The sequence below is a fragment of the Nocardia sp. NPDC051750 genome (genome assembly GCF_044453135.1).
Lineage (GTDB): Bacteria > Actinomycetota > Actinomycetes > Mycobacteriales > Mycobacteriaceae > Nocardia.
In genome coordinates this window covers 484534-508914 of record NZ_JBITCK010000002.1, presented here as the reverse complement: position 1 = coordinate 508914, position 24381 = coordinate 484534, and the positions used below count along the sequence as shown (strand labels likewise).

27 protein-coding genes are annotated in these 24381 nt (G+C 67.2%); 11 read left to right on the top strand and 16 right to left on the bottom strand.

Translation table 11 applies throughout. The features are described 5' to 3' along the window. The 11 genes from ACIA75_RS09590 to ACIA75_RS09540 form a co-directional block, all read right to left on the bottom strand. Positions 1-1611, bottom strand: a complete 1611-nt coding sequence (locus tag ACIA75_RS09590) for a sensor histidine kinase (protein ID WP_397101892.1) — start codon at positions 1609-1611, stop codon at positions 1-3. Positions 1612-1838: 227 nt separating this feature from the next. Next, a complete protein-coding gene (gene era, locus ACIA75_RS09585; protein ID WP_397101890.1) occupies positions 1839-2753 on the bottom strand; it encodes a GTPase Era in 915 nt (304 codons plus the stop codon). Then, entirely contained in the window at positions 2746-3096 is a 351-nt protein-coding gene (locus tag ACIA75_RS09580; protein WP_397101888.1) for a cytidine deaminase, read from the bottom strand. The genes era and ACIA75_RS09580 overlap by 8 nt, the downstream gene beginning before the upstream one ends. Continuing rightward, entirely contained in the window at positions 3089-4420 is a 1332-nt protein-coding gene (locus tag ACIA75_RS09575) for a hemolysin family protein (RefSeq protein ID WP_397101886.1), read from the bottom strand. The genes ACIA75_RS09580 and ACIA75_RS09575 overlap by 8 nt, the downstream gene beginning before the upstream one ends. Next, complete coding sequence (gene ybeY, locus ACIA75_RS09570) at positions 4417-4986, bottom strand: rRNA maturation RNase YbeY (RefSeq protein ID WP_397101883.1); 570 nt, start codon at positions 4984-4986, stop codon at positions 4417-4419. The genes ACIA75_RS09575 and ybeY overlap by 4 nt, the downstream gene beginning before the upstream one ends. Positions 4987-5098: 112 nt before the next feature. Further along, positions 5099-6199, bottom strand: a complete 1101-nt coding sequence (locus ACIA75_RS09565; RefSeq protein WP_397101881.1) for a PhoH family protein — start codon at positions 6197-6199, stop codon at positions 5099-5101. A 173-nt stretch (positions 6200-6372) separates the two neighbouring features. Further along, the gene (locus ACIA75_RS09560; RefSeq protein WP_397101879.1) at positions 6373-7113 is read right to left on the bottom strand and encodes a 16S rRNA (uracil(1498)-N(3))-methyltransferase; all 741 of its coding nucleotides are present in this window, start codon (positions 7111-7113) and stop codon (positions 6373-6375) included. Then, a complete protein-coding gene (gene dnaJ / locus ACIA75_RS09555) occupies positions 7113-8270 on the bottom strand; it encodes a molecular chaperone DnaJ (protein WP_397101877.1) in 1158 nt (385 codons plus the stop codon). The genes ACIA75_RS09560 and dnaJ overlap by 1 nt, the downstream gene beginning before the upstream one ends. A gap of 206 nt (positions 8271-8476) precedes the next feature. Beyond that, positions 8477-9508 (bottom strand): heat-inducible transcriptional repressor HrcA, encoded by a 1032-nt coding sequence (gene hrcA, locus ACIA75_RS09550; RefSeq protein ID WP_397101875.1) that lies wholly within the window; start codon positions 9506-9508, stop codon positions 8477-8479. 354 nt (positions 9509-9862) lie between these two features. Beyond that, positions 9863-11050 carry a radical SAM family heme chaperone HemW gene (gene hemW, locus ACIA75_RS09545; protein WP_397103435.1) on the bottom strand — a complete coding sequence of 396 codons (1188 nt, stop codon included), beginning with the start codon at positions 11048-11050 and terminating at the stop codon, positions 9863-9865. A gap of 45 nt (positions 11051-11095) precedes the next feature. Next, positions 11096-11524: an SgcJ/EcaC family oxidoreductase gene (locus tag ACIA75_RS09540; RefSeq protein WP_397101873.1), complete on the bottom strand. Its 429-nt coding sequence runs from the start codon at positions 11522-11524 to the stop codon at positions 11096-11098. Between the two features lie 180 nt (positions 11525-11704). Here ACIA75_RS09540 and ACIA75_RS09535 point away from each other — a divergent pair, with 180 nt between their 5' ends. The 6 genes from ACIA75_RS09535 to ACIA75_RS09510 all read left to right on the top strand — a co-directional run bounded on the left by ACIA75_RS09535 (position 11705) and on the right by ACIA75_RS09510 (position 17544). Further along, on the top strand, positions 11705-11806 hold the full coding sequence (locus tag ACIA75_RS09535) for an Ms4527A family Cys-rich leader peptide (RefSeq protein WP_357238227.1): 102 nt from the start codon (positions 11705-11707) through the stop codon (positions 11804-11806). Positions 11807-11938: 132 nt separating this feature from the next. Then, positions 11939-13687, top strand: coding sequence for a nitrite/sulfite reductase (locus ACIA75_RS09530; RefSeq protein ID WP_397101870.1), 1749 nt, complete (start codon positions 11939-11941; stop codon positions 13685-13687). Between the two features lie 31 nt (positions 13688-13718). After that, positions 13719-14447: a phosphoadenylyl-sulfate reductase gene (locus tag ACIA75_RS09525; RefSeq protein WP_397101868.1), complete on the top strand. Its 729-nt coding sequence runs from the start codon at positions 13719-13721 to the stop codon at positions 14445-14447. Continuing rightward, a complete protein-coding gene (cysD, locus tag ACIA75_RS09520; RefSeq protein WP_397101866.1) occupies positions 14426-15376 on the top strand; it encodes a sulfate adenylyltransferase subunit CysD in 951 nt (316 codons plus the stop codon). Before ACIA75_RS09525 ends, cysD begins: the two co-directional genes overlap by 22 nt. 102 nt (positions 15377-15478) lie before the next feature. Continuing rightward, positions 15479-16807, top strand: a complete 1329-nt coding sequence (locus tag ACIA75_RS09515) for a sulfate adenylyltransferase subunit 1 (RefSeq protein WP_397101864.1) — start codon at positions 15479-15481, stop codon at positions 16805-16807. Continuing rightward, positions 16807-17544 (top strand): sirohydrochlorin chelatase, encoded by a 738-nt coding sequence (locus tag ACIA75_RS09510; protein ID WP_397101862.1) that lies wholly within the window; start codon positions 16807-16809, stop codon positions 17542-17544. The genes ACIA75_RS09515 and ACIA75_RS09510 overlap by 1 nt, the downstream gene beginning before the upstream one ends. A gap of 65 nt (positions 17545-17609) precedes the next feature. Here ACIA75_RS09510 and ACIA75_RS09505 read toward each other — a convergent pair whose 3' ends face one another. The 5 genes from ACIA75_RS09505 to ACIA75_RS09485 form a co-directional block, all read right to left on the bottom strand. Further along, the gene (locus ACIA75_RS09505; protein ID WP_397101860.1) at positions 17610-18533 is read right to left on the bottom strand and encodes a hypothetical protein; all 924 of its coding nucleotides are present in this window, start codon (positions 18531-18533) and stop codon (positions 17610-17612) included. 15 nt (positions 18534-18548) lie between these two features. Continuing rightward, positions 18549-19106, bottom strand: a complete 558-nt coding sequence (locus ACIA75_RS09500; protein ID WP_397101858.1) for a hypothetical protein — start codon at positions 19104-19106, stop codon at positions 18549-18551. Positions 19107-19198: 92 nt separating this feature from the next. After that, positions 19199-19480 (bottom strand): SAM-dependent methyltransferase, encoded by a 282-nt coding sequence (locus ACIA75_RS09495; protein WP_397101856.1) that lies wholly within the window; start codon positions 19478-19480, stop codon positions 19199-19201. Continuing rightward, the gene (locus ACIA75_RS09490; RefSeq protein ID WP_397101854.1) at positions 19437-20060 is read right to left on the bottom strand and encodes an SAM-dependent methyltransferase; all 624 of its coding nucleotides are present in this window, start codon (positions 20058-20060) and stop codon (positions 19437-19439) included. The genes ACIA75_RS09495 and ACIA75_RS09490 overlap by 44 nt, the downstream gene beginning before the upstream one ends. A 3-nt stretch (positions 20061-20063) precedes the next feature. Further along, the gene (locus ACIA75_RS09485; RefSeq protein WP_397101852.1) at positions 20064-20237 is read right to left on the bottom strand and encodes a hypothetical protein; all 174 of its coding nucleotides are present in this window, start codon (positions 20235-20237) and stop codon (positions 20064-20066) included. A 617-nt stretch (positions 20238-20854) separates the two neighbouring features. Here ACIA75_RS09485 and ACIA75_RS09480 point away from each other — a divergent pair. The 5 genes from ACIA75_RS09480 to ACIA75_RS09460 all read left to right on the top strand — a co-directional run bounded on the left by ACIA75_RS09480 (position 20855) and on the right by ACIA75_RS09460 (position 24361). Beyond that, complete coding sequence (locus ACIA75_RS09480) at positions 20855-22171, top strand: hypothetical protein (RefSeq protein ID WP_397101850.1); 1317 nt, start codon at positions 20855-20857, stop codon at positions 22169-22171. Continuing rightward, positions 22168-22737 carry a GNAT family N-acetyltransferase gene (locus ACIA75_RS09475; protein WP_397101848.1) on the top strand — a complete coding sequence of 190 codons (570 nt, stop codon included), beginning with the start codon at positions 22168-22170 and terminating at the stop codon, positions 22735-22737. Before ACIA75_RS09480 ends, ACIA75_RS09475 begins: the two co-directional genes overlap by 4 nt. A 327-nt stretch (positions 22738-23064) precedes the next feature. Beyond that, on the top strand, positions 23065-23613 hold the full coding sequence (locus tag ACIA75_RS09470) for an SMI1/KNR4 family protein (RefSeq protein ID WP_397101846.1): 549 nt from the start codon (positions 23065-23067) through the stop codon (positions 23611-23613). A 77-nt stretch (positions 23614-23690) separates the two neighbouring features. Then, positions 23691-23885: a hypothetical protein gene (locus tag ACIA75_RS09465; protein ID WP_397101844.1), complete on the top strand. Its 195-nt coding sequence runs from the start codon at positions 23691-23693 to the stop codon at positions 23883-23885. Further along, the gene (locus ACIA75_RS09460; RefSeq protein ID WP_397101842.1) at positions 23882-24361 is read left to right on the top strand and encodes a hypothetical protein; all 480 of its coding nucleotides are present in this window, start codon (positions 23882-23884) and stop codon (positions 24359-24361) included. The genes ACIA75_RS09465 and ACIA75_RS09460 overlap by 4 nt, the downstream gene beginning before the upstream one ends. The last annotated feature ends 20 nt before the right edge of the window (positions 24362-24381 follow it).

Sequence of the window (24381 nt, the reverse complement as noted above, 5' to 3'; positions counted from 1 at the left end):
TCATCGATCGTTCTCCCAGTCGGTTGTGATGGAGTGACGCGACGACCGCGCGGCCTCGTTGCCGGGTGGTCGGATCGGTCCGCCGAAGGGCTGGGGGTCCTCGTCCGCACGGCCGGTGACCGCGCGTTGGAACGCCCCCATCGAAGAAGCCGACGATCGGTGTTTCGCAGTCGTATCCTCCTGGGCGGAACCGTCGAAGGCTTCGGAAAAGGGCTCGGGCCGGCCGGGCAGGCCTTCCGGGTGGGCGGCGGCCAGGGTGCTGCCCCGCCGCCGTTTGGGCAGCACGGTCGTGGTGGTCGCCGCCGGCTCCGCGGCCGCGGCCGGAAACTGACCCGATGTGTGCTGCTGCGCGACCTGGTGCCGGCCCGAAATGTACGGGGACTGCGTGGTGCTCCCGACGCTGTAGTTCGCGCCGGTATCCGCTTCGGCCGGTGCGGGCGCGGTGAGATACCGGGATCCGGTATCGGAGAGCGTGCCGAACGGGCCGGTGTCGACGGCCGATCCGGCGGCCGGGAGCAGACCGGCCTGCCCTGCGGAACGGCCGGCGGGCAGCGCCGGGGTGGCCGGGGGTTCGACCCGGGCGGTGAGGTCACGCGGAATCATCACCACCGCCGCGGTACCACCGATCGCCGACGGCCGGTAGCTGACCGTGAGACCGTGTTTGCGGGCCAGCCGGCCGACGACCGCCAGACCGAACCGGGTGCCGTTGAGCGAGGAAAGCCCCTCGGCCGCCTCGCCTTCCGTGCCGGACACGGTGAGCTGCGCGCGCCGCAGCGACGATTCGCTCATCACCAGCCCGCTGTCCTCGATCGTCACCACCACACCGGCGGGAATCTCCGCCGCGTAGACGTGGACCTCGGTGGTGGGCGGGGAGAACCGGCAGGCGTTGTCCACCAGCTCGGACAGGGCGTGGATAATTCCTTCGGCCGCATGCCCGGCAATCGCGATATCGGCGATCGCCCGCATCCGTACCCGCTGATAGCCCCCGACGCGGCCGATGGACGCACGCAGCACCCGTTCCAGCACAATGGGTTTGGCCCAGCGGCGGCCGGTGCGCGCACCGCTGAGTATCGCGATACTGTCCGCGAGGCGACCGGCCTGCGCGGTCGCGTGATCCAGTTTCAGCAGGTCGGTGAGTACCGCCTGATCGGCATATCGGTGTTCCAGCTCCTGTAGATCGGCCAGCATGCTGGTGGTCATGGCCTGCATCCGGCCGGAGGCGTTCGCGAGCGACGCGATTGCCGCCGACCGGCGCCGCTCGCTGGCCGCGGTCGCTTCTTGCGCCACGCCGACCGCCTGTTCGGCCGCGGCGGCCCGGGCCTCGGCCTGCGCGAGCCGGCTCGCCGTGGCCGCACTCCGACGCTGTTCGGCCGTGAAAAGCCCGCGCATGTAGACCGCGGTGGCGACCGCGGTACAGGCTGCCACGACGGCGACGGAAATCCAGAGGGCCGTGAGTATCCGGTCGCCGGGCGCCACCGAAAGCATCGCTCCGCCGACCAGCCCGACACCGATCGTCACCGAGATCGCCAATGCCAGCGTGGGGGCTATCCATTGCCGCCGCCTCGCCCCTCCGGACACATCCATCGGGCCCGCTGCCACCGATTCGTACATTGGTCGGGTACCCCCGCTCGCGCTTCGTCCTGCCGACTCAACGCCGAGCCCGCATACGACACCCCGTCGTGTCCGTTACCGAATCGTCGGATGAGAAATGGTTTCACGCCGATTGATTCGGGTATCGGGGCCGAAGCATATCGGCCTAGTCCAACCAGCGCTACTCGAGTAAGCCAACCCTCAGCTAATACTCAGTATCGAAATCGGGTCGCTCGAAGGCCGGCCGCCTAGAATCCCAGCTTGCCCAGCTGTTTGGGGTCGCGCTGCCAGTCCTTGGCGATTTTCACGTGCAGGTGCAGGTAGATGCGGGTGCCGAGGATATGTTCGATCTGCTTGCGGGCGTTTGTCCCGACCTCTTTCAACCGGCTGCCCCCCTTGCCGATGATGATCGCCTTCTGGCTGGGCCGCTCCACGTACAGCAGCGCGTGCACATCGAGCAATTCGTCGTGATCTTCCCGCGGCAGCACGTCTTCGATCACCACCGCCAGCGAATGTGGCAGCTCGTCGCGGACCCCTTCCAGCGCCGCCTCCCGGATGAGCTCGGCCATCAGGGTTTCCTCGGGCTCGTCGGTGAGTTCACCGTCGGGGTAGAACGCCGGTCCGGGCGGCATCTGGGAGGCGATCAGGTCGACCAGTACCTCGACCTGCTCGCCCTTGACCGCGGATACCGGAATCACCTCGGAGGCCGGCCCGAGCAGTTCGGAAACCGCGAGCAATTGCTTCGCGATCTGCTCCCGACCGACCTTGTCGATCTTGGTGACCACGCCGAGCAGCGTGGTCTTCGGCGCCATCTGCCGCACCTGCTGCACAATCCAGCGATCCCCCGGGCCGATCTTCTCGTCCGCCGGAATACACAGCGCGATCACATCCACCTCGGAATAGGTATCGCGCACCAGATCGTTGAGCCGCTGCCCGAGCAGCGTGCGGGGACGATGCAAGCCGGGAGTGTCGACCAGGATCAGCTGGGCGAATTCGCGATGGACGATCCCGCGAATGGTGTGCCGGGTGGTCTGGGGGCGCGAACTGGTGATCGCGATCTTCGCTCCCACCAGGGCATTGGTCAGCGTCGACTTACCGGTGTTCGGCCGGCCGACGAAACAGACGAAACCGGACCGGAACTCACGCTCGCCGGCGTCAGGCATCGGATGCCTCGTAACCCTCGGCGATATCGAACACCGCGCCCGAGGCGTCCGCGAAAACGATCCGCGCCCCCGCGGAAACCTCGCGCACCGCCGACACCCCCGCATCGGCGAACTTACCGCCGATCACCACGGCCGCTTCGAAACCCTCCGCGCCGCTGGAGATCGCGGCCGCCACCGCCGACTGCAGGGCCGTGAGCCGCAACGCCTGCAACCCCACCTCGCCGGCGGCGTAGGTGCGGCCGTCGGTATCGCGGATCGCCGCCCCCGCCGACCCGCCCGTCCTTCCCAGCGCTCCCCGCGCCAGCACCAGCAGCTTGTTGTCCTCGGCGTCCAGTTCACTCATCGGCCTGCTCCCTCGTCGTTTCGGGCGGACGGGCGTTCCGCTCCGGCCCCGCATCAGTTTCCGTAGTCTGCTCGGGTGCCCGGGCCACCACCACGGTGTGCACCCGGACCCGGCCGCGGGCGTCCGCGCCGCCCTCACCGCGTAGTTCCAGTCCGTGCGCGACGACCTCCGCGCCCGGCAGCGGGACCCGGCCCAGTTCGTGCGCGAGCAACCCGCCTACGGTGTCCACTTCTTCTTCGTCGATCGGCAGACCGTACAACTCACCCAGGTCGGCGATCGGAAGTCGCGCCGACACCCGGTAGCGGCCGGATTCGAGCTCCTCGATCGGCGGGGTCTCGTCGGTGTCGTATTCGTCGGCGATCTCCCCGACGATCTCCTCCAGCACATCCTCGATGGTCACCAGACCGGCGATCCCGCCGTATTCGTCCACCAGCAGGGCCATATGGTTGCGCCGGCGCTGCATCTCGTCGAGCAGATCGTCGAGCGGTTTGGAGTCGGGCATGAACACCGGATCGCGCATCACCTCGCGCACCCGGACACTGCGTCCGCGGTCGGCGTAGGGCACCAGATCCTTCAGGTACACCACGCCGAGAATGTCGTCGACGTTCTCCCCGATCACCGGAATCCGGGAGTGCCCGCTGCGCACCGCCAGCGACATCCCCTGGGCCACCGATTTATCGGCCTCGATCCACACCATCTCGGTGCGGGGCACCATCACCGCCCGGGCCGCGGTATCACCGAGCTCGAACACCGACTGGATCATCCGGCGCTCGTCGTCGGCGACCACGCCGCGTTCCCGCGCCATATCGACCACTTCGCGCAATTCGATTTCCGAGGCGAACGGCCCGTTCCGGAAGCCCTTGCCCGGTGTGATCGCGTTGCCGAGCAGGATCAGCAACCGGCTCACCGGACCCAGCAGCGCACCGATGAGCTGCAGCGGCAGCCCCGCGGCGAGCGCGATCGAATAGGCGTGCTGGCGGCCCAGGGTGCGCGGGCCGACCCCGATCACCACATAGGAGACCAGCACCATGATCGCCGCGGTCAGCAGCAGCGCCCAGCCGCTGTCGAGGAACCGGCTCAGTGCGGCGGCCAGCAGCACGGTCGCGGTGATCTCGCACAGGATGCGCAAGAGCACCATGAGATTCACATAGCGGGGCCGGTCGTCCACGATGCGGCTCAACCGCACGGCACCGGGCCGGTCGCCGCGCGCCATATCCTCGAGCCGGGCCGCCGACAGCGTGTTCAGCGCCGAATCCACGGCCGCGAAAACCCCGCCCACCGCAGCGAGCAACACAGCGAGCAATAACAGGGTGATGTCGTTCACGCGTGCGCGTCACCCGGCCACGATCGGCCCTCTTCCGGCGCCGCGAAACCCGTCTTACCGAGCAATCGGGCGTCCCGCGCGGCCAGCTCGGCCCGCCGCTGCGCCTCGTGCAGTTCCTCGTACCACTGCTCGAGCAGCCGGCCCTGTAAGGCGAACATCTCCTTCTCCTCGGCCGGTTCGGCGTGGTCGTAGCCGAGCAGATGCAGCACTCCGTGCACGGTGAGCAGGGCGAGTTCGTGGTCCAGCGAATGCCCGGCCTTGGCCGCCTGATCCAGCGCGAACTCGGGGCAGAGCACGATATCGCCGAGCATCGACGGCCCCGGTTCCGGGCTGTCGGGACGGCCGCCGGGTTCGAGTTCGTCCATCGGGAACGACATCACATCGGTCGGGCCCGGCAGATCCATCCAGCGCATATGGAGGTCCGCCATGGTGTCGAGATCGACCAGCACCATGGACAGTTCGGCGGCCGGGTGCACATCCATCCGGCCGATCACGAACCGGGCGACACCCACCAGGTCTTCCTCGGGCACGTCCATACCCGACTCGTTGGCGATCTCGATACTCACCTGGTCAGCCTAATGGGTGCGCTCAGCCGGAGCCCATCCGACGCCCGCGACGTTTGCGGAGGTGCGGGGTCGCCGAAGCCGAGCACGCACCCGAGCCGGAACACCGCTGCCGTTACCGCCGTGCCGTCCGGCCCGCCGCCCGCCGCTGTGCCCGATTCCCCGACATATGCGGCGGCCCGACGGGCGGCCGGATTTCCGCCTCGAACTGCTCGTAGGCGTCCACGATCTCCGAGACGAGCCGGTGCCGCACCACATCGCTGCTGGTGAGCTCGGCGAAATGGATATCGTCGATATCGGTGAGTATCTCGCTGGCCGCCCGGAGGCCCGAACGCGCGCCGTGCGGCAGATCGACCTGCGTCACATCCCCGGTCACCACGATTTTCGACCCGAATCCCAGCCGGGTCAGGAACATTTTCATTTGTTCCGCGGTCGTATTCTGCGCCTCGTCCAGAATGATGAACGAATCATTCAGGGTGCGGCCGCGCATATATGCCAGGGGTGCGACTTCGATAACACCGGCCGCCATCAATTTCGGAATGGCTTCCGGGTCCATCATGTCGTGTAGTGCGTCGTAGAGGGGCCGCAGGTAGGGGTCGATCTTTTCGTTCAAGGTGCCCGGGAGAAAACCCAGCCGTTCACCGGCCTCCACCGCGGGGCGGGTGAGAATGATGCGATTGACCTGCTTGGTCTGCAGAGCCTGCACGGCTTTCGCCATGGCCAGATAAGTTTTCCCGGTACCCGCCGGACCGATACCGAAAACGATCGTGTTCTCGTCGATCGCGTCGACATACCGTTTCTGGTTCAGCGTTTTCGGGCGGATCGTTTTTCCGCGGCGGGACAGGATATCCAGGCTCAGCACCTCGGCCGGGGATTCCGCACTGCCCTCGGTAAGCATGGAGAAGGTGTGCCGGACCGCCTCGGGAGTAATCACCCGATTCCGGCCGGTCAGCGCGACCAACTGTTCGACGACCCGCTCGGCCAGCGCCACATCGGCGGCCCGACCGGTCAGGGTGACCAGATTGCCGCGGACATGGATGTCGGCGGCCAGTAGATCCTCCAGTTCACGGAGGTTCTCGTCGGCCGAGCCGAGGAAAGGGAACACCGACTCGGGCGCGAGTTCGATACTGGAACGGACAGTGCGTGCCGCGGGCCCGGAGGCACCGTTGCCGGCCGCGGAGGAATTCTGATCGCCGATATCGCCTTGTGATCGCACGTAGTGGCTATGGCCTGCTTTCCGGTCTCGACAGGCGCGGTGACGCGCGCTGTTTGCTCTGCTCGCGAACGCTTTCGCTGCCCCGAGTCTAGCTCCCGGGCCCGACAGGTCCCAGTGGAATTACGGCTGCCCACCCCCTGGTGAACGGGCCATACCGCGAATTCACCCGGTGGTCACCAGCGAGCGGTCAGCGCACCGAGCGCACCGAGCGCCACCGTGGCGGCCGTGGAGGTGCGCAGAACCGTGGGCCCGAGCCGCACCACCTCGGCTCCCGCGGCGGCCAGCGCCGTCAGCTCGGCATCGTCCAGGCCGCCCTCCGGACCGACGATCAGCGTGACCGCGAGCGCCGAAGGCCACGGGAGCCCGGTAAACGTTCCGGTACCCGATTCGTGGAGCGCGGCGACCACCGCACCCTGCGCTTTCGCCGTGCGCACGGTATCGACCACATCGGGGGTGCGGTGCAGGGCGGTCACCTCCGGGATATAGGCCCGGCGCGACTGCCGGGCCGCGCCCTTGGCCGCGGCCCGCCATTTCGCCACACCTTTATCGGCTTTCGCCTCCCAGTTCGAGACACAGCGGGCGGCCTGCCACGGCACGATCACATCCGCGCCGGCCTCGGTCATCAACTCCACCGCCAGCTCCGAACGCTCGGATTTCGGCAAAGCCTGGATCACCGTCACCGCCGGGGACGCCGGCTCGGCACGCCGCCGGTCACGCACCAGAAGTTCGAGCTGATTCTTCTGCGCGGCAACCACTTCCGTCTCCGCCAGCAGCCCGCGACCGTCGGAGAGACTGATCGCCTCCCCGACCCGGATCCGGCGCACCGTCGCCGCGTGCCGGCCCTCCGGACCGTCCAGTACCGCGACGGCGCCCGGCTCCGGGATCTCGTCCAGATAGAAGACGGTCGCCGCCATCAGCGTCCGCTGAACGACGCCCGCAACCGGGCGAACAGGCCGCTGTTGTGCTCGGACTGCGCCGACATCACCTCGGCCTTGTCCTTCACCCGCATACCCTTGTATTTGCGCAGCAGATCGGTCTGTTTACTGTCCAGCCGGGTGGGGACGACGATATCCAGATGCGCCATCAGGTCGCCCCGCGCACTGGTGCGCAGCCGGGGCATACCGTGCCCGCGCAGCACCGAGATCTCGCCGGGCTGGGTCCCGGGCGAGATGGTGAGTTCCGTGGGGCCGTCCATGATGGTGTCGATCACCACGGTCGTACCGAGGGCGGCGTCCACCATGGGCACCCGGACCGTGCAGTGCAGATCGTCGCCGTCGCGGACGAAGACATCGTGCGGCTGTTCCACGATCTCGACATACAGGTCACCGGCATGACCACCGCCCGGGCCGACCTCGCCCTGCGCGGCCAGCCGCACCCGCATCCCGTTCGCCACACCCGCCGGGATCGGCGCCGCGATCTCACGGCGGGCACGGACCCGCCCGTCACCGCCGCATTTGTGGCAGGGGTCGGGAATGGTCTCGCCCGCGCCGCGGCAGGTCGGGCAGGGCCGGGAGGTGAGCACCTGGCCGAGGAACGAACGCTGCACCGACTGGACCTCACCGGCACCGCCGCAGGTCTCACAGCGCACCGGCTTGGAATTGCCGTTGGTCCCCGCGCCCTGGCAGAGGTCGCAGAGGATGGCGGTATCGACGGTGAGGTGTTTGGTCACCCCGACCGCGCATTCGGCCAGGCTCAGCCGGGTGCGCACCAGCGAATCGGCACCGGGCTGGACCCGGCCCCGGGCTTTGCGGGCGCCCCCGGCTCCGCCACCGCTCATGCCGCCGAAGAACGCCTCGAAGACATCCCCGAGCCCGCCGAATCCAGCGCCGCTGAATCCGGCCCCACCGCCCCCGGCCTCCAGCGGATCGCCACCCATATCGACGATGCGGCGCTTCTCCGGGTCCGACAACACCTCGTACGCGGCGGAGACCTCTTTGAACCGGGCCTGCGCGGCCTCGTCCGGGTTCACGTCGGGATGCAGTTCGCGAGCCAGTTTCCGGTACGCGCGTTTGAGCTCTTGGTCGGAGGCGTCTTTACCGACACCGAGCAGTCCGTAGTAATCCCGTGCCACTTGAGTTCTCTTAGTCCTTGGTCGCTGTCCACGGCTCCGGCCTCGCCCGGCCGGCCGCGTGGCTCCTGATGGATGTAGCCGCCCGCCCGTGATCTAAGCCGGGTCGACTCAACTTTAACCGGCCGAAGCCCCGAGCCTAACAGTGCGGTGTCTTCGGCCTCGTAGGACTCGGCACCACGGCCGGGCCCGTCCGGGATGGCGCGATATCAGCGCTCGGCCAGAACTTCGCCGATATAGCGGGCTACCGCGGCCACCGAGGCAATGGTGCCCGGGTAGTCCATCCGGGTCGGTCCGAGAACGCCCATACCGCCGAGCACCGCGCCGGCCGCGCCGTAGCCCGTCGTGACGACCGAGGTCTCCCGCATTTCGGCGACCTGGGTCTCCTCGCCGATCCGCACCGTCACCATTCCCGGCTGCTGGGCGGCGGCCAGCAGTTTGAGGACCACCACCTGCTCCTCGAGCGCTTCCAGCACCGTGCGCAGCGAGCCGTGCAGGCCGAAATCGCCGGCATTGCGGGTGAGGTTGGCCGTTCCGCCCAGCACCAGGCGTTCCTCTGGATGTTCGACCAGCGTTTCCACCAGCACGGTCGACACCTTGATCAGCACGTCACGCAGCTTCGGTGGCGCCTGTTCGGGGAGTTCGGCGACCGCAGCGGAGGCGGCGGCGAGGCGTTTGCCGTCCATCGCCGCGCCCAGCATGCCGCGCAGCGCGGCGAGGTCCTCGTCGTCGACGAGGGTGCCGAGGTCCACGAGGCGCTGGTCGACCCGGCCGGTATCGGTGATCACCACCAGCAGCAGCCGCGCCGGATTGAGCGCCACCACCTCGAGGTGACGCACCGTCGACGCGGAGACCGTGGGGTACTGGACGACGGCGACCTGGCGGGTGAGCTGCGCCAGCAGCCGGACCCCGCGACGTAGCACATCGTCGAGGTCCACTCCCGATTCCAGGAACTGCATAATCGCCTTGCGTTCGGCCGCCGACAGCGGTTTCACGTCCGCGATCCGGTCCACGAACTGGCGATAACCCTTGTCGGTGGGGATCCGCCCGGAACTGGTGTGCGGCTGGGCGATATACCCCTCGGCCTCCAGGACCGCCATATCGTTGCGCACGGTCGCACTGGAAACACCCAGGTTGTGCCGTTCCACCAGGGTCTTCGACCCGATGGGTTCCTTGGTGGCGACGTAGTCGGCGACAATCGCTCGCAGGACCTCGAATCGCCGATCCTCGGTGCTCGACATCGACACCACCTCCTCGCTGTGCGGTACGCCGTCCCGGCCGGGCCGGCGGCGCACCGGCTTCCTCCGAACCCGGTTCGGAAGCCCGTGTTCACCACCCAGTCTAAATCCGCGGACCCCGTCCGCCGGGGCGCAGACGTCCGAAAGGCCCTGCCAGCACCCCCGTGACCACAGCAGAACCCAACGCACAAGGGGGAATCCGTTGCTCGAGGTTCCGTCGGCGCCCGCTTCCGGCATCGCCCAGTGGGCCGAACAGAGGCAACACGGATTCCAGCGATTCCAGCTGCTGCGGGACCGGCCGGCGCAGCTGTCGGCGACCGAGGCATCCGGCGGCGACAGCTCCGCACCTGTCGTCGTTCAGTCCAGCAACTTCAGGACCACCCCGTCGGCGAGCAGCCGGCCGCGATCGGTGAGTATCAGCCGGTCGTCGCGTAAGACGGCGAGACCGTCGGCGGCGACCTGGTGCGCTGCGGCCACACCGGGGGCATCGAGGTCGGCCAGCGGGAGCCCGGTGCGCAGGCGTAGCGCGAGCATGACCCGCTCCAGATAGCGGTCGGCTGCGGTGGGGGCTTCCCAGCCGGCGGCGGGCAGGCCGCCGTGTGTGGTGTGGTCGGCGTAGCGGGCGGGGTGCTTGATGTTCCACCAGCGCACACCGCCGACATGGCTGTGCGCGCCGGGGCCCGCGCCCAGCCAGTCGCCGCCGTCCCAATAGCCGAGGTTGTGGCGGCAGCGGGCGGCGTCGCCGGCTGCCCAGTTCGATACCTCGTACCAGGTGAGTCCGGCGGCAGTCAGACGCGCGTCGATGCGTTCGTAGCGGGCGGCCAGGACATCGTCGTCGGGGGCGGGGAGTTCCCCGCGGCGTACCCGGCGGGCCAGCGCGGTGCCGTCCTCGACGATGAGCGAATAGGCCGAGACGTGGTCGACCCCTGCCTCCAGTACGGCGTCCAGGCTGGCGTCGAGATCGCTGTCGCGTTCACCGGGGGTGCCGTAGATCAGGTCGAGATTGACGTGGTCGAATCCGGCGGCGCGGGCTTCCCGGGCGGCGGCCACGGCGCGGCCCGGGGTATGAGTGCGGTCCAGGACCGCGAGCACATGCGCCGCCGCGGACTGCATACCGAGCGAGACCCGGGTGAAGCCGGCGGCGCGGAGTCCGTCGAAGAACGCGGGAGAGGTCGATTCCGGATTCGATTCGGTGGTCACCTCGGCATCCGGCGCCAGGTCGAATTCGGCTCGGATCGAGTCGAGCACGCGGGCCAGCCCGTCCGCGCCCAGCAGCGACGGTGTCCCGCCGCCCACGAAAATCGTCTCCACCTGCGGAGTCGGGCTCGGCAATGCGGCGAACTGTCCGGCCGCGGTAGCGAGTTCCCGGCGCAGCGCGGCCGACCAGGATTCCGGCGAGGCGGAGGTGCCCAGTTCACCGGCGGTGTAGGTGTTGAAATCGCAGTACCCGCAGCGGGTCGCGCAGAACGGCACATGGATGTAGATGCCGAACGGCCCGCCACCGAAATCGCGCAGCACCGGGGTGGAGGCGTCGCTGTGCGGGATCGCGGTGGCGGGGGAATTCACCGTTCCAGTGTGACCGGCGCGCGCTCAGCCTGCGACGACCGGGGTGTTCTGGTTGGCGGTGAGCAGCCAGCGGCCGTCCTCCTTGGTCATCACGTACAGCGGCGTGCCTTCACCGTCCAGGTCGCCCGCATCGGCGTAGTGGCGCTGCCGCACTTTGACGGCCGCCACATCGGGCCGCAGGAACAGGATGTGCTCGACGTCATAGGTGGTCTTGCCGTGCGCCGTGGCACCGGGCAGCACCTGGGCGGTGAACTCCGCGATCGCGGGTTGCCCGTACAGCCGCTTGCCGTGGCCGGTGGTCCAGAGGGCATCCGCCCGGAACAGGGCCGTGAACTGGTCGACGTTCTCGTGCGCCTGAGCGTGTGCGACGGCGGCGACCACCGCGCGGATCGCCGCGATTTCGGCCTCGGCGTCAGCGGGCTGGTAGGGCGACGGGGTGATTTCGGTACTCATGCAGCCGAGCTTGCAACCTCGAGTTACCTCGAGGTCAACCCCTTACGCCACGGCGACTCCGAACGGCCCCGGAGAAAATATGACGGCCGTCACAAATAATCCGGTGAAACCAGGCGATTTCCCGCTTGTTCACGGGAAATACTGGTAGGGCGGTCGGATTGCGCGTCGCGGCGTGGCACAATGGGTCGCATGCGCGCATCAGGAGTACGACTTGTGGCACGTCGCCACGTCGATTACAAGCGCGTCTGCAGCGCCTGTTGTCTGCCCGGTTCCGCCCGGTAGCTCAGCTGCGCCCCGTCCCGGTTTTCCGGCGATATTCCTATTCGAGGATTTCGGCCCGCTGACACCGCGGGTGCGAGTCAGCCCCTCGCGCCCTCAGCACGGACGTAAGCCCAACCCAGCAGGAGCGACTTCATGACGTCGAGCACCGACGCCACCACCCCCGCGAAGGCCGAAAGCCCCGCAAAGGCCGAGGCCCCCGCACGCCCGACGCGCGCCCGCACCGGCAAACCGGTACGCCGCCGCGCGGAGGGCCAGTGGGCGCTCGGTTACCGCGAACCGCTCAACCCGAACGAGCAGTCCAAGAAGGACGACAACCCACTCAACGTCCGCACCCGGATCGAGAACATCTACGCCAAGAACGGCTTCGACAGCATCGACAAAGGCGATCTGCGCGGCCGTTTCCGCTGGTGGGGCCTGTACACCCAGCGTGAGCAGGGATACGACGGCACCTGGACCGGCGACGAGAACATCGATCTGCTCGAGGCCAAGTACTTCATGATGCGGATCCGCTGCGACGGCGGCGCCCTGAACGTCGCGCAGGTGCGCACCCTGGGCGGGATCTCCACCGAATTCGCCCGCGATACCGCCGACCTGTCCGATCGGGAGAACGTCCAGTACCACTGGATCGAGATCGAGAACGTCCCCGAGATCTGGCGGCGGATCGAATCCGTCGGTCTGCAGACCACCGAGGCGTGCGGTGACTGCCCCCGCGTGGTACTCGGTTCCCCGCTGGCGGGCGAATCGCTGGACGAGATCATCGACCCCACGCCCGCGATCGACGAGATCGTGCGCCGCTACATCGGCAAGCCGGAGTACTCCAATCTGCCGCGTAAGTTCAAGACCGCGATCTCCGGTCTGCAGGACGTGGTGCACGAGATCAACGACGTCGCGTTCGTCGGCGTGAACCACCCCGAGCACGGCCCCGGCCTGGACCTCTGGGTCGGCGGCGGCCTGTCGACCAATCCGATGCTGGCCCAGCGGGTCGGCGCCTGGGTGCCGCTGGACGAGGTGCCCGAGGTCTGGGAGGGCGTTGTCAGCCTGTTCCGTGATTACGGCTACCGCCGGCTGCGCACCAAGGCCCGGCTGAAGTTCCTGATCAAGGACTGGGGTATCGAGAAGTTCCGCCAGGTACTGGAGGACGAGTACCTGAAGCGCAAGCTGATCGACGGCCCGGCGCCGGAACAGCCCAGCCGCCCGATCGACCATGTCGGCGTGCAGAAACTGCGCAACGGACTCAATGCCGTGGGCTTCTCCCCCATCGCGGGCCGGGTGTCCGGCACGATCCTCACGAAGGTCGCCGACGCGGTGGAACGCGCCGGTTCGGACCGGATCCGCTTCACCCCCTACCAGAAGCTCATCGTGCTCGATATCGCCGACGACAAGGTCGAGCAGCTGATCGCGGAACTGGAACCGCTGGGACTGCAGGCGCGGCCCTCGGTGTGGCGGCGCAACCTGCTGGCCTGCAGCGGTATCGAGTTCTGCAAACTGTCCTTCGTCGAGACCCGTAAGCGGTCCCAGGCGCTCGCGCCGGAGCTGGAGCAGCGCCTGGCCGATCTCAACGACCAGCTCGATGTGCCGGTCACGATCAATATCAACGGCTGCCCGAACTCCTGCGGCCGGTCCCAGATCGCCGATATCGGCTTCAAGGGCCAGCTGGTCGACGACGGCGCCGGGAATCAAGTCGAGGGCTACCAAGTTCATCTGGGTGGCAGCCTCGGCCTGGACAGCGCATTCGGCCGCAAACTTCGCCAGCACAAGGTGACCAGCACCGAGCTCGGCGATTACATCGAGCGCGTCGTGCGCAACTTCATGAAACTCCGCGAAGACGGAGAACGGTTCGCGCAGTGGGCCGTTCGTGCCGAGGAAGCCCATCTGCGATGAATTCCGCGAGCGTGGTGACGGGAGACCCATTGTGACAACCGAGCAGAAACAGCTGCCGACGAAGCTGAGCACCGACGAATTGCGTGCCCTGGCCGAACGCGGCGCCGCCGAACTCGGCCCGGACGCGTCGGCCGATGAGCTGCTGCGCTGGACCGACGAGAACTTCGGCAGCGGCTACATTGTGGCCTCGAATATGCAGGACGGGGTGCTGGTCCAGCTGGCCGCCCAGGTGCGGCCCGGCGTGGATGTGCTGTTCCTCGACACCGGCTACCACTTCGCCGAAACCATGGGCACCCGCGACGCCGTGGAAGCGGTGTACGGGGTGAACGTGGTCAACGTGCGCCCCGAGCACACCGTCGAGGAGCAGGACGCGCTGCTGGGCAAAGACCTGTTCGCCCGGGATGCGGGGGAATGCTGCCGGCTGCGCAAGGTGGTGCCGCTGCGTAATTCGCTGTCGCCCTACAACGCCTGGGTCACCGGAATCCGCCGGGTGGAGGCACCCACCCGCGCCAACGCTCCGCTCATCTCCTTCGACGAGGGTTTCGGGCTGGTGAAGATCAACCCGATCGCACCGTGGTCCGACGACGAGATGCAGGACTACATCGAAAAGCATTCGATTCTCGTCAATCCCCTGGTGGAGGAGGGGTATCCGTCCATCGGCTGCGCTCCGTGCACACGGAAGCCGGAGCCGGGTTCCGATCCGCGAAGCGGCCGCTGGGCCGGACTCGCCAAAACAGAATGTGGGTTGCACGCCTCATGACCGAAGCCATCGCTACCGAACGCTCTGTGGGCCTGTCGGATTTCGACACCCTGGCCGCGCTGGAATCGGAAGCCATCCATATCTTCCGCGAGGTCGCGGGCGAGTTCGAACGTCCGGTGATCCTGTTCTCCGGCGGTAAGGACTCCACCGTCCTGCTGCATCTGGCGTTGAAGGCCTTCTGGCCGGCGCCGCTGCCGTTCGCGCTGCTGCACGTAGATACCGGGCACAACCTGCCCGAGGTGCTCGAGTTCCGCGATCACGTGGTCGAGAAGAACGGGCTGCGGCTGCATGTGGCCAGTGTCGAGGACTACCTCGCCGACGGCCGTCTCACCGAACGCCCGGACGGTATCCGCAACCCGCTGCAGACCGTGCCGCTGCTGGACGCCATCAGCGAGAACCGGTTCGACGCCGTCTTCGGCGGCGGCCGCCGCGACGAGGAACGCTCGCGCGCCAAGGAACGGATCTTCTCGCTGCGCAATGCCTTCGGCCAGTGGGACCCGAAACGGCAGCGGCCCGAACTGTGGAACCTGTACAACGGCCGGCACGCACCGGGCGAGCACGTCCGGGTGTTCCCGCTGTCGAACTGGACCGAGCTCGATATCTGGCGCTATATCGCCCGCGAGAACGTCGAACTGGCCACCATCTACTACGCGCATCAGCGGCCGGTGTACCAGCGCGACGGGATGTGGATGACCCCGGGCAGCTGGGGCGGCCCCGGCGACGGCGAAATTCTGGAAACCCGTTCCGTGCGTTACCGCACCGTCGGCGACGGGTCCACCACCGGCGCCATCCTGTCCGACGCCGCCGATAACGAGGCCATCCTGGCCGAGGTCGCCGCCTCGCGGCTGACCGAACGCGGTGCCACCCGTGGCGACGACCGGGTCTCCGAAGCCGCCATGGAAGACCGCAAACGAGAAGGCTACTTCTGATGCGTTGGCCCGAACGCGGCGCGCTGTGCCCAACTCAGGAGAGCGACGACCGGGTCTCCGAAGCCGCCATGGAAGACCGTAAACGAGAGGGTTATTTCTGATATGTCCGACCTATTGAGGCTGGCCACCGCCGGTTCTGTCGACGACGGCAAGTCCACTCTGGTCGGACGTCTGCTCTACGACACCAAGTCCGTGCTCGCCGACCAGATCGACGCGGTGACCCGGGCGTCGGTGGACAAGGGCCTGTCCACTCCCGACCTGTCGCTGCTGGTGGACGGCCTGCGCGCCGAACGCGAACAGGGCATCACCATCGATGTCGCCTACCGGTACTTCGCGACCCCGCAGCGTTCGTTCGTGCTCGCCGACACCCCGGGCCATGTGCAGTACACCCGCAATACGGTGTCCGGCGCGTCGACGGCGCAGCTGGTGATCCTGCTGGTGGACGCACGCAAGGGCGTCATCGAGCAGACCCGCCGCCACGCCGCGGTGCTGGCGCTGCTCGGCGTCCCGAAACTGGTGCTGGCGGTGAACAAGATCGACCTCATCGGCGGCGACGAGCCCAGCGAGCAGGCCCAGCAGGCCGCGGCAGCCAAGGTCTTCGCGGAGATCTCCGCCGAGTTCTCCCACCTCACCCGCACACTCGGCTGGTCGGACGAGGATGTGCTGGAGATTCCGGTCTCGGCGCTGCGCGGCGACAATATCGCCTCTCGCTCGGACAGGACCCCGTACTACAGTGGTCCCTCGCTCATCGAGCATCTGGAATCGGTGCCGGTGGACGCGGACAATTCCGGAGAACATGCCGTGGGGCTGCGGTTCCCGGTGCAGTACGTGATCCGGCCGCGCACCCCCGAATACCCCGACTACCGTGGATACGCCGGCCAGATCGCGGCGGGTTCGGTGGCGCCGGGCGACGAGGTCGTGGTGCTGCCGTCCGGTATCCGCACCACGGTCGAACGGATCGACACTCCGGACGGGGAACTCGCCGTCGCCCAGGCCGGCCGCAGCGTCACGCTGATCCTCGCCGACGACGTCGATATCTCCCGCGGCGATACCATCGCCTCCCCCGGTGACGCACCGGAACCGATCGATACCTTCGACGCCACTGTGTGCTGGCTCGGCGACAAACCGCTGCGTCCCGGCGCCCGGCTGCTGCTCAAGCACGGCACCCGCACCACCCAGGCGATCGTGGGCGCGCTCACCGAACGTTTCGACGAACAGCGCCTGGCCGCCGATCCGGACCCGGAATCCTTGTCGCTCAACGATATCGGCCGTATCTCGATCCGCGTCGCCGAGCCGATCGCGGCCGACGACTACCGCGCCAACCGCCATACCGGCAGCTTCCTGCTGATCGATCCCGCGGGCGGTAACACCCTCGCGGCGGGCCTGGTCGGCGATGTTCTCAGCGCGGTAGAGGTCGGAACCGGGGTTTGATGGCCGGCCCGACTCTGGTGGCGGTGGCGCACGGCAGCCGGGATCCCCGGTCGGCCGCCACCGTCACCGCACTCCTGGACCAGGTCCGGGCCGCGCGCCCGGGAACGCCCGCGCGATTGGCGTTCCTCGACCTGAACGCCCCCTCGGTCGGGCAGGTCCTGGATGCGGTGGCCGCCACCGGCGAAACCCAGGCCGTGGTGGTCCCGCTGCTGCTGGGCAGCGCCTTCCATGCCCGGGTCGATCTGCCCGGGCTCCTGGCGGACGCCTCGGCCCGGCACCCGGGGCTACACGTCACCCAAGCGGACGTGTTCGGCGCCGACCCGAGGTTGATCTCCTTGCTCCACAACCGGGTTCGCACGGTCTGCACGGAGCGCAACTGGACCGGCCGGGTCGGTGTCGCGCTGGCCGCGGTCGGATCCTCCTCGGAAACCGCCAACCGGAACACCGCACGCCTGGCCCGCCGGTTCGGCAGACAAACCGGCTACCCCACCGAAGTCTGCTTCGCCACCGCCCAGCCATCGCTGACCCACGCCGTCCAGCGGTTACGCGCTCGCGGCGCCGAAAAGATACTGGTAGCCCCCTGGTTCCTGGCCCCCGGCCTGCTCACCGACCGGCTGCTCGACCACGATCCCACCCTACCGCACGCCGCGGTACTCGGCCCCGACCCCGCCCTCGCCGAGGTCGTCTGGAACCGCTACGACGCCGCGGCCACCCGAGCCCTACCACTCTCGGCCTGAACCACGCCCGACACACGGACATTCGTCACCGGATGAAGGGGGCAAAACTGGTGGCGGGCTGGACTTCAACGTCCTGCCGCTCGGCCATGTCCACGCCACAGGCCACGTTCCCGCGCGAGGCGACGCTCCCGCTCTCGGAGACGTTCGCGGGCAGAACGGGCTGAGCCGGCCTGCGGGGATTCCTGCTGCGGAGATCTCTCCCCCGGAGGCGCCGGAAAGGAGACGGCGAGGATATCCGCCACCTCCCTACCGGTCATCGGAACTCGTTCGCCTCGGGACGCGGCCTCCCGAGCGTTACGGGCATACTCACCCAGGCGGTCTGCGGCTTCCCGGGTCCGCTCCCGAGCCTCCCGCTCTCGGCGCTCCCGGTCCCGCTGTTCCATAGCCTTCTGGGCAGCCGCTTTGGTGAGCTGCTTGGCTTGGATCCTTTCTCGCCGCTCCTTGGCCAGCTGCTCACGGCGAAGTACCTGGGAGTCGACCAGTTCGAGCTGGTTCGGGTTGCGCTCGAGGTCTTTCCCGACCTCCAATGCCCTTTTTGCTTGCTCTTTGCTGATCTCTTCGACGCGGAACCGGCCTCGGAACTCTCTTTCCAGCTTCTCCAGTTCTCTTCGGGCGGCCGGATCGAGGGCACCTTCCCGGACGATCCAGGATCCGCTGGATTTCCGATCTGCCTGGAGACCTTCGCGTTCTTTGGAAATCTGTTCCATGACGAACTCGCCGCCGACGTGCTTGCCGCCCTTGTATTCCCTGAATTCGCGATCATTTACAGTCCGGACGTTGTCGTGGATCCGCTCCCGGCCGGATGGCAACCTGACGGATTGCTCGTGCCGCCAACCATTCTCACGGGTTTCACCACGAATCTCCGCTATCCCGTGGTGGAACCACCGCCCCTTGTCGTTCGAGTCGCGTGCCCGGCTGGAGGCTTCGCGTTGCTCTTTACGGGCGAGTTCCGCTTCTCTGCGTCGGCGGTCATCATCACTGGTGTGCATCCCCCCGCACCCCGGTCATCCCCGGCCGTACTTGCGACGCAGTTCGCGGCCTTCGTGCGGTAGTCCGTGCGCCTCTGCATAGTCGATAGACCGCGAATACCACTCCAAGGTCACATGCATGAAGTCCCCCTGTTCGACGGCACTGAACAGTAGGTCCTCGGGGTTATCGGACTCCCCGGTCCAGTCGTAATAGATCGTCGGGCCGAAGTCGAAAAGCACCGCTTCAGACGGCCTGTTGACCCACCGGCCCCCGCAGTGCCGCACGAAGTAGTCGCCGATATAGGCCACGAACTGCGTCACGGCATCGGCGCGTTCGGGTTCGCTCAGTGAGTCTTCGTCGGGGAAGAAGAAGTCGAACACATCGTCGATCCAGTGCAGCGCCATTTCGTTGCTGTACCGGTCAACCCCCTGTGGCATGGGCCCGACGACTCGCTCCGAGAGCGTCTTCCAGTCGGCCGGAACCCTCGGCAAAGTCTCGGTGAACAGACGATCTATCGCCTCGGCGATATGTTCCGTACTCGACCACACCACCCACTCCGGATCCTCCTGAGCAGCTTTGTCGATACTGTTCACTTGCCGATCCTTCCCCTCAACGGCCTGACCACTGGATAACGTGATCAGTAGACGATACGGCGCAGCGTCGGGCCCGCCGATCCGATCGTGCATCACACCACCCGAAGCGGCGTACGAGACTTGTAGGCCACCCCGCCGACCATCAGATGTTCTTCCGGCTCCAAATCCCGGTACGGGCCCGTCGGCCACCAGTGCTGAAGTGCGACCAGCCCAGGTTGCACGAGTTCGAGGCCACCGAACAGATCAAGGATCTGAGCCCGGGTACGGAACCAGCCCGACCCCACCGAATCGAGAAACGCCTGCTCCACGTCCCGGGCCAGAAGATGCTTGTCAGCGTCGTCTGGACCGGGGTCGATGTAGTGGGTGAGCGCCACGTAGGAGCCCGCAGGCAGCAGGTGGGCGTAGCGGGCCATGATGTTCACCCGGCCGCTGGTCGTCGCCGAGGTGATGCAGCACCCCGCTGACCAGTAGGAAGACCGGGCGTTCCAGTTCCAAGTAGACGCGGGCATCGCTGTTCTCCCAGATCTGTTCAGGCTCGGTCAGATCCCCCGGCACGTAGTGGACACAGTCGTTGCGTTCCAGTAATCCGCGCCCGTGCGCGACGCACACCGGATCGTTGTCGACATAGACGACCCGCACGTCGCGGTGGTCCCACTCCTGCGCGAAGTCGTGGGTGTTCCGGAAATCAGGCAGACCGGCGCCGAGATCGAGAAACTGGTCGATGCCGATATTCTGGGCGGCGTAGCGGACAGCGCGCGCCACCCAGGCCCGGTTCATCCGGTGCAGGTTCATCATGTGTGGTGCGACCTCGCTGATCTGCTTCCACGCCTCGCGGTCGACGGGGTAATTGTCTTTCCCGCCGAGGCTGTAGTTGTAGACACGGGAGACGTTCGGCCGGGTGGTATCGACCCCGACCGGGGTGCGAGCCGCCGTGGATGGTGCCGGTTCACGCATGGTTCATGCCGCCTCACCGTTGTGGTCGAGGGAGCGCAGCGCCGCAGCCACCTCTTCGAGAACCTCGACCTCCGGAATGTCCTCGAACATCGACAACGTGGGGTCGGTGTCGACCGGGTTCCGGGGTGCTATCGCAGCCGCGTGAGAGCGGGCAGGCGGGCCGGCCGGGGCGGTCATCGGCCTCTCCCCAGGTCCGGGGACAGCTGTCCCGCGGCGACCAATACCGTGTGCGCTGCCGCCTTTCGGGGGCAGTGCTCCAGCGAGCACTCTTTGTGCCCTTGCATCGCTTGGTGGGCCTCGGACACGCTGAGGGGCCGCTCCGGTTTCTCGTGAGGCCAGCCATTGGCCCACATGCTGGGCCGGATTTCGGAGGCGATATCGGCGGGGATCTCTGTCATCTGAGACCTCTGTGGTGATGGTTGTCGTGACGCGCAAGGAGGCGGTCCGGGGACATCGACGGATAAGGCCCTGCGGGAAGTCACCGTTGATGGCAGGTCGGGTAATTCGGTGTGCAGCAGTGCGACAGCTCCTGCGATGGCGCGGTTGCGCGGTGGGCGGCCGGGCGCACTCGGTCGCTCATGCATGGCGGGTCCTCTCCCCGTATGAGGTCTTGGCGAGCACCCGGCGCCGGGGATGCGGGCCGCGGTATGCGACAACGGCTGGCTGGTTTATCGGCCCGGCGCCGGGGCTGATTCCAGGATTTCGTAACTGTCTGCAAAGTTGGAGTGCCGCAAGGGATACAGAGGTAATACGCTTCGGATAACGGATACGCGGACGCGACCCAAGGGGCTGGGATGATCGTCAGTAGATGGACGAGCGTGGAAGTCAGGGCGCTTCGTATCGCCGCGCTCCGCGAAACCCAGGAGGAATTCGCCGAGCGCGCGGGGTACGGGCTTCCGACTATCAAGAAATGGCATCAGGCGACATGGGACAAGCCCGTGCGGGGCCGTTCGGCGGAAGCGCTCGACACAATGCTGCGCGACCTGGACAGTGAACAACGTGCCCGGTATCAAGCAGAGATCGCCTCGAACGATCTGGTGCCCAGCAGCGCGGAGGTAGTGAACCAGCCGGGCACGGCGTTCGGAATGTATGCGTGGGAAGTCGATAGTGACGTGAGACGTCGAGAATTCGGAAAACTGGCCACCGCGGTCACCGTGTCCGCGGTGGGTTGGCCGTTCGGAGACCATATCGGGCCGGCGGACGCGCAGCGGCTGATGGCCGCTGCCGACGAACTGGGTGAGCAAGACCAGAGAATCGGCGGTGGGGCCCTGGTCCAAGTCGCGCTCCGGCAGCTCGCCCATGCCAAGCACACCCTCGACACCGCGAGCTACGACACCCGGACGGGCAACTCCTTCGCCGCAGCCACAGGCCATCTCGCCGTGCTCGCCGGTTGGCTCGCCTACGATTCCGACCTACACCCGGTGGCCCGACGCTGCTACGCCGATGCACTCGCGCTGGCCAGCGAGGCCGGCGACGATGACCTGGTCGCCCTTACCTGCGTGACTGCGGCGAATCAGTCCATTGCCCTCGCCCGTAACGGTCAGGGCAGCCCGCATCAAGCCCTGAAGCTGATCGACCGGACCCGCACCCTGATGCGCGGCCGGCCGCCGGGCCGGATCCATGCCCTGATCGCCGTACGGGAAGCGCAGGCGCGAGGGCTGCTCGGTGATCGGATGGGTTTCGGCCGGGCGATCGCCACGGCGTGGCGAGAGATGGAGCAGGCCATCAACTTCGAGCCGATGGAACAGTGCCCGCAGAAGTTGCGGTTCGTCACGCCCGCCGAGGTCCGCGGGCACGAGGCACGCGGCTACGGCGACGTCGGTGACCTACGGAAAAGCATCGAACTCCTCAAGACCGCCGCGGCCGAGGAGAGGGCACCCCGCAACGCGGTCAACGACCGCGCCCACGCGGCGGTGGCCCACGCCCAACTGGGCGATCTCTCGACAGCCCTGGCCGTGGGCGCCGGCGTGCTCGCTGAGTTCGAGAATGTCACCTCGGACCGGACCTTGCGCGTGCTGGAACCGCTGCGGGACACCGACCACCCGGCAGCCGAGGAGTTCAACGACCGGTTCGTGGCACTGGAAGGTGCCACACGAAAGGAAATCGTATGACCGCCGCCCCGGAAATGCGACACTACACCGCCGCCCAGGCCCGCGAGATCCGAGCCACCGTCGAAGACATCTACCGCCGCTCCTACACCGAAGCAATCGCCTCCGGCGACCCGTTCGATTCCCCCGAGGCGTTCATGCACAGGTTCGACGCCTACACAGCACCCGATCGGCTGCCAGGGTTCGACCTCGTCGTGGCCTACCTCGACGGCGCACCGGCCGGACAGTCCTGGGGCTGGCCGCTGCGGCCCGGCGCGGAAGGCTGGGACGGCGTGCACCTCGACGACGGCGATACGACGCAGTTCACCGCAGAAGACGGGCACCGGACATTTGCACTGTCGGAGATCATGGTGTGCAGCGAACACACCGGCCGCGGCATCGCCCGCGCGTTGCACGACGAGCTACTGCGCGGGCGACCGGAGCAGCGGGCCACGCTTCTGGTCGAGCCGGACAACGAACGCGCATACGCGCGCTATCGGAAGTGGGGCTGGTACCGCGTCGGCTGGCTGCGCCCGGGATGGGATGACGCGCCCGTCTTCGATGCGCTGATCCTCGATCTACCGCTGTAGGTCAGAGCCCGGTTGGACGTCGTCGGCAGGTAGATGGTTCCGGGCGCGGTTGTCGAAGGTGCCGTCTTCGCATTCCGGCCGCGCGTTCTCGGGCCATTGGACGACGTCTTTGCAGGTGCCGCAGGTGTATGTGCAGGGACCTCCGCATCGGCAGGGCTCCCATCCGACCGTGCCGTGGCTGTGTCCGAAGAGGTGCCGAAGATGGTGTTGCCTCGACTCCGATAGGTGGTGGGCCCAGGTGTTCTTGGCGATTGGTGCGTAGAGTCCCTCGAGTTGGTGCGGCTTTCGACTATGCAAGGGCTCAGGCTCGACCGAGGTGGGATCGTAGTGTGGGATCGAGCGGATATCCTCGAACGACTTGCCTTCCTACGGCGTGCAGATATCGAGTTCACTCGATTCGGCGCCATCGGCCACCGTTACCTGCTGAATCAGCCACTGCCTGAATCCGAAGTCACGGCGTTCGAGACACGACACGGTGTGGCGCTGCCTGAGGACTACCGGTCCTTCGTCCTGGAGGTCGGGGACGGAGGTGCGGGCCCGTTTTACGGTATTTTCCGCCTCGATCGTTCCGATCTCGCCATCTATGACAATGAGGATCTGGTGCCCGGGTTTCTCGCCGGGGCCTTTCCGCATACACAATCCTGGAATGAGCTCAGCAACGGTACACCCGAATCCGAAGAAGAGTATTTCGACCCAGCCCACATTCGTGGTTCCCTGAACGTGTCTCACCAGGGCTGCGGATACATGGTCCGGCTGGTTCTCAACGGGCCCCAACGGGGCACACTCTGGGAGGACGGGCGGTGCAGCGACGGTGGCGTCTCCCCCTTCGCGCCCGGCTTCGCCGACTGGTACCTGCAATGGCTGAATCAACCTTGACACAAAGCGTTCGCAGCCGCCCAACCCGCTCTCGCCGCCGCGAAGCCCCGGGCTCTGCCCAGGTTGAGCAGGCGCACGTGCTGACACGGGGCGGCGACGTCGAGGGCGGGTGCGCGCTGGCAGCCGAGGCACTCGGGGTCGGTCTGCGCTACCGCAGCGAGCGGATCACTAGGCTCGCACGGGAGTACCGAGCCAGTCTCCCGATCCGAACCCGCGAAGCGCGCGCCCTGGACGACGCACTGGCCGCCCTCTACTACCAGGACGACCTATGACACGGATAGCCATCACCGGACACCGCGGTCTACCCGAGCGCACCACGGCTGCGGTGGAGACCCAGCTGCACGCGGAGCTGGAGAATCGTGCAGGTCGAGAGCTGGTCGGGATCAGCTGTATCGCAGACGGTCCCGATGCATCGTTCGCACGTGCCGTCCTGGATGTCGGTGGATCCCTGGTGGTTGTGGTCCCAGCGCAGAAGTACCGGGAAAGCCTGCCCACAGAGCATCACGCGCTCTACGACGACCTGTATTCGTCAGCAGCACAGGTAATCACACTCGACCACGTCGAATCGGACTCGGAGGCACACCAGGCCGGCAGCGTCCGGATGCTCGACGAGGCAGACGAACTGATTGCGGTCTGGGACGGGAAGCCCGCACGCGGCTACGGCGGCACAGCTGATGTCGTAGCCGTCGCCCGCGAGCGGGGCATGCCCATCACGGTGGTGTGGCCCGAAGGGGCATCACGTGACTGATTGTGGGGGCCCGGGCGACC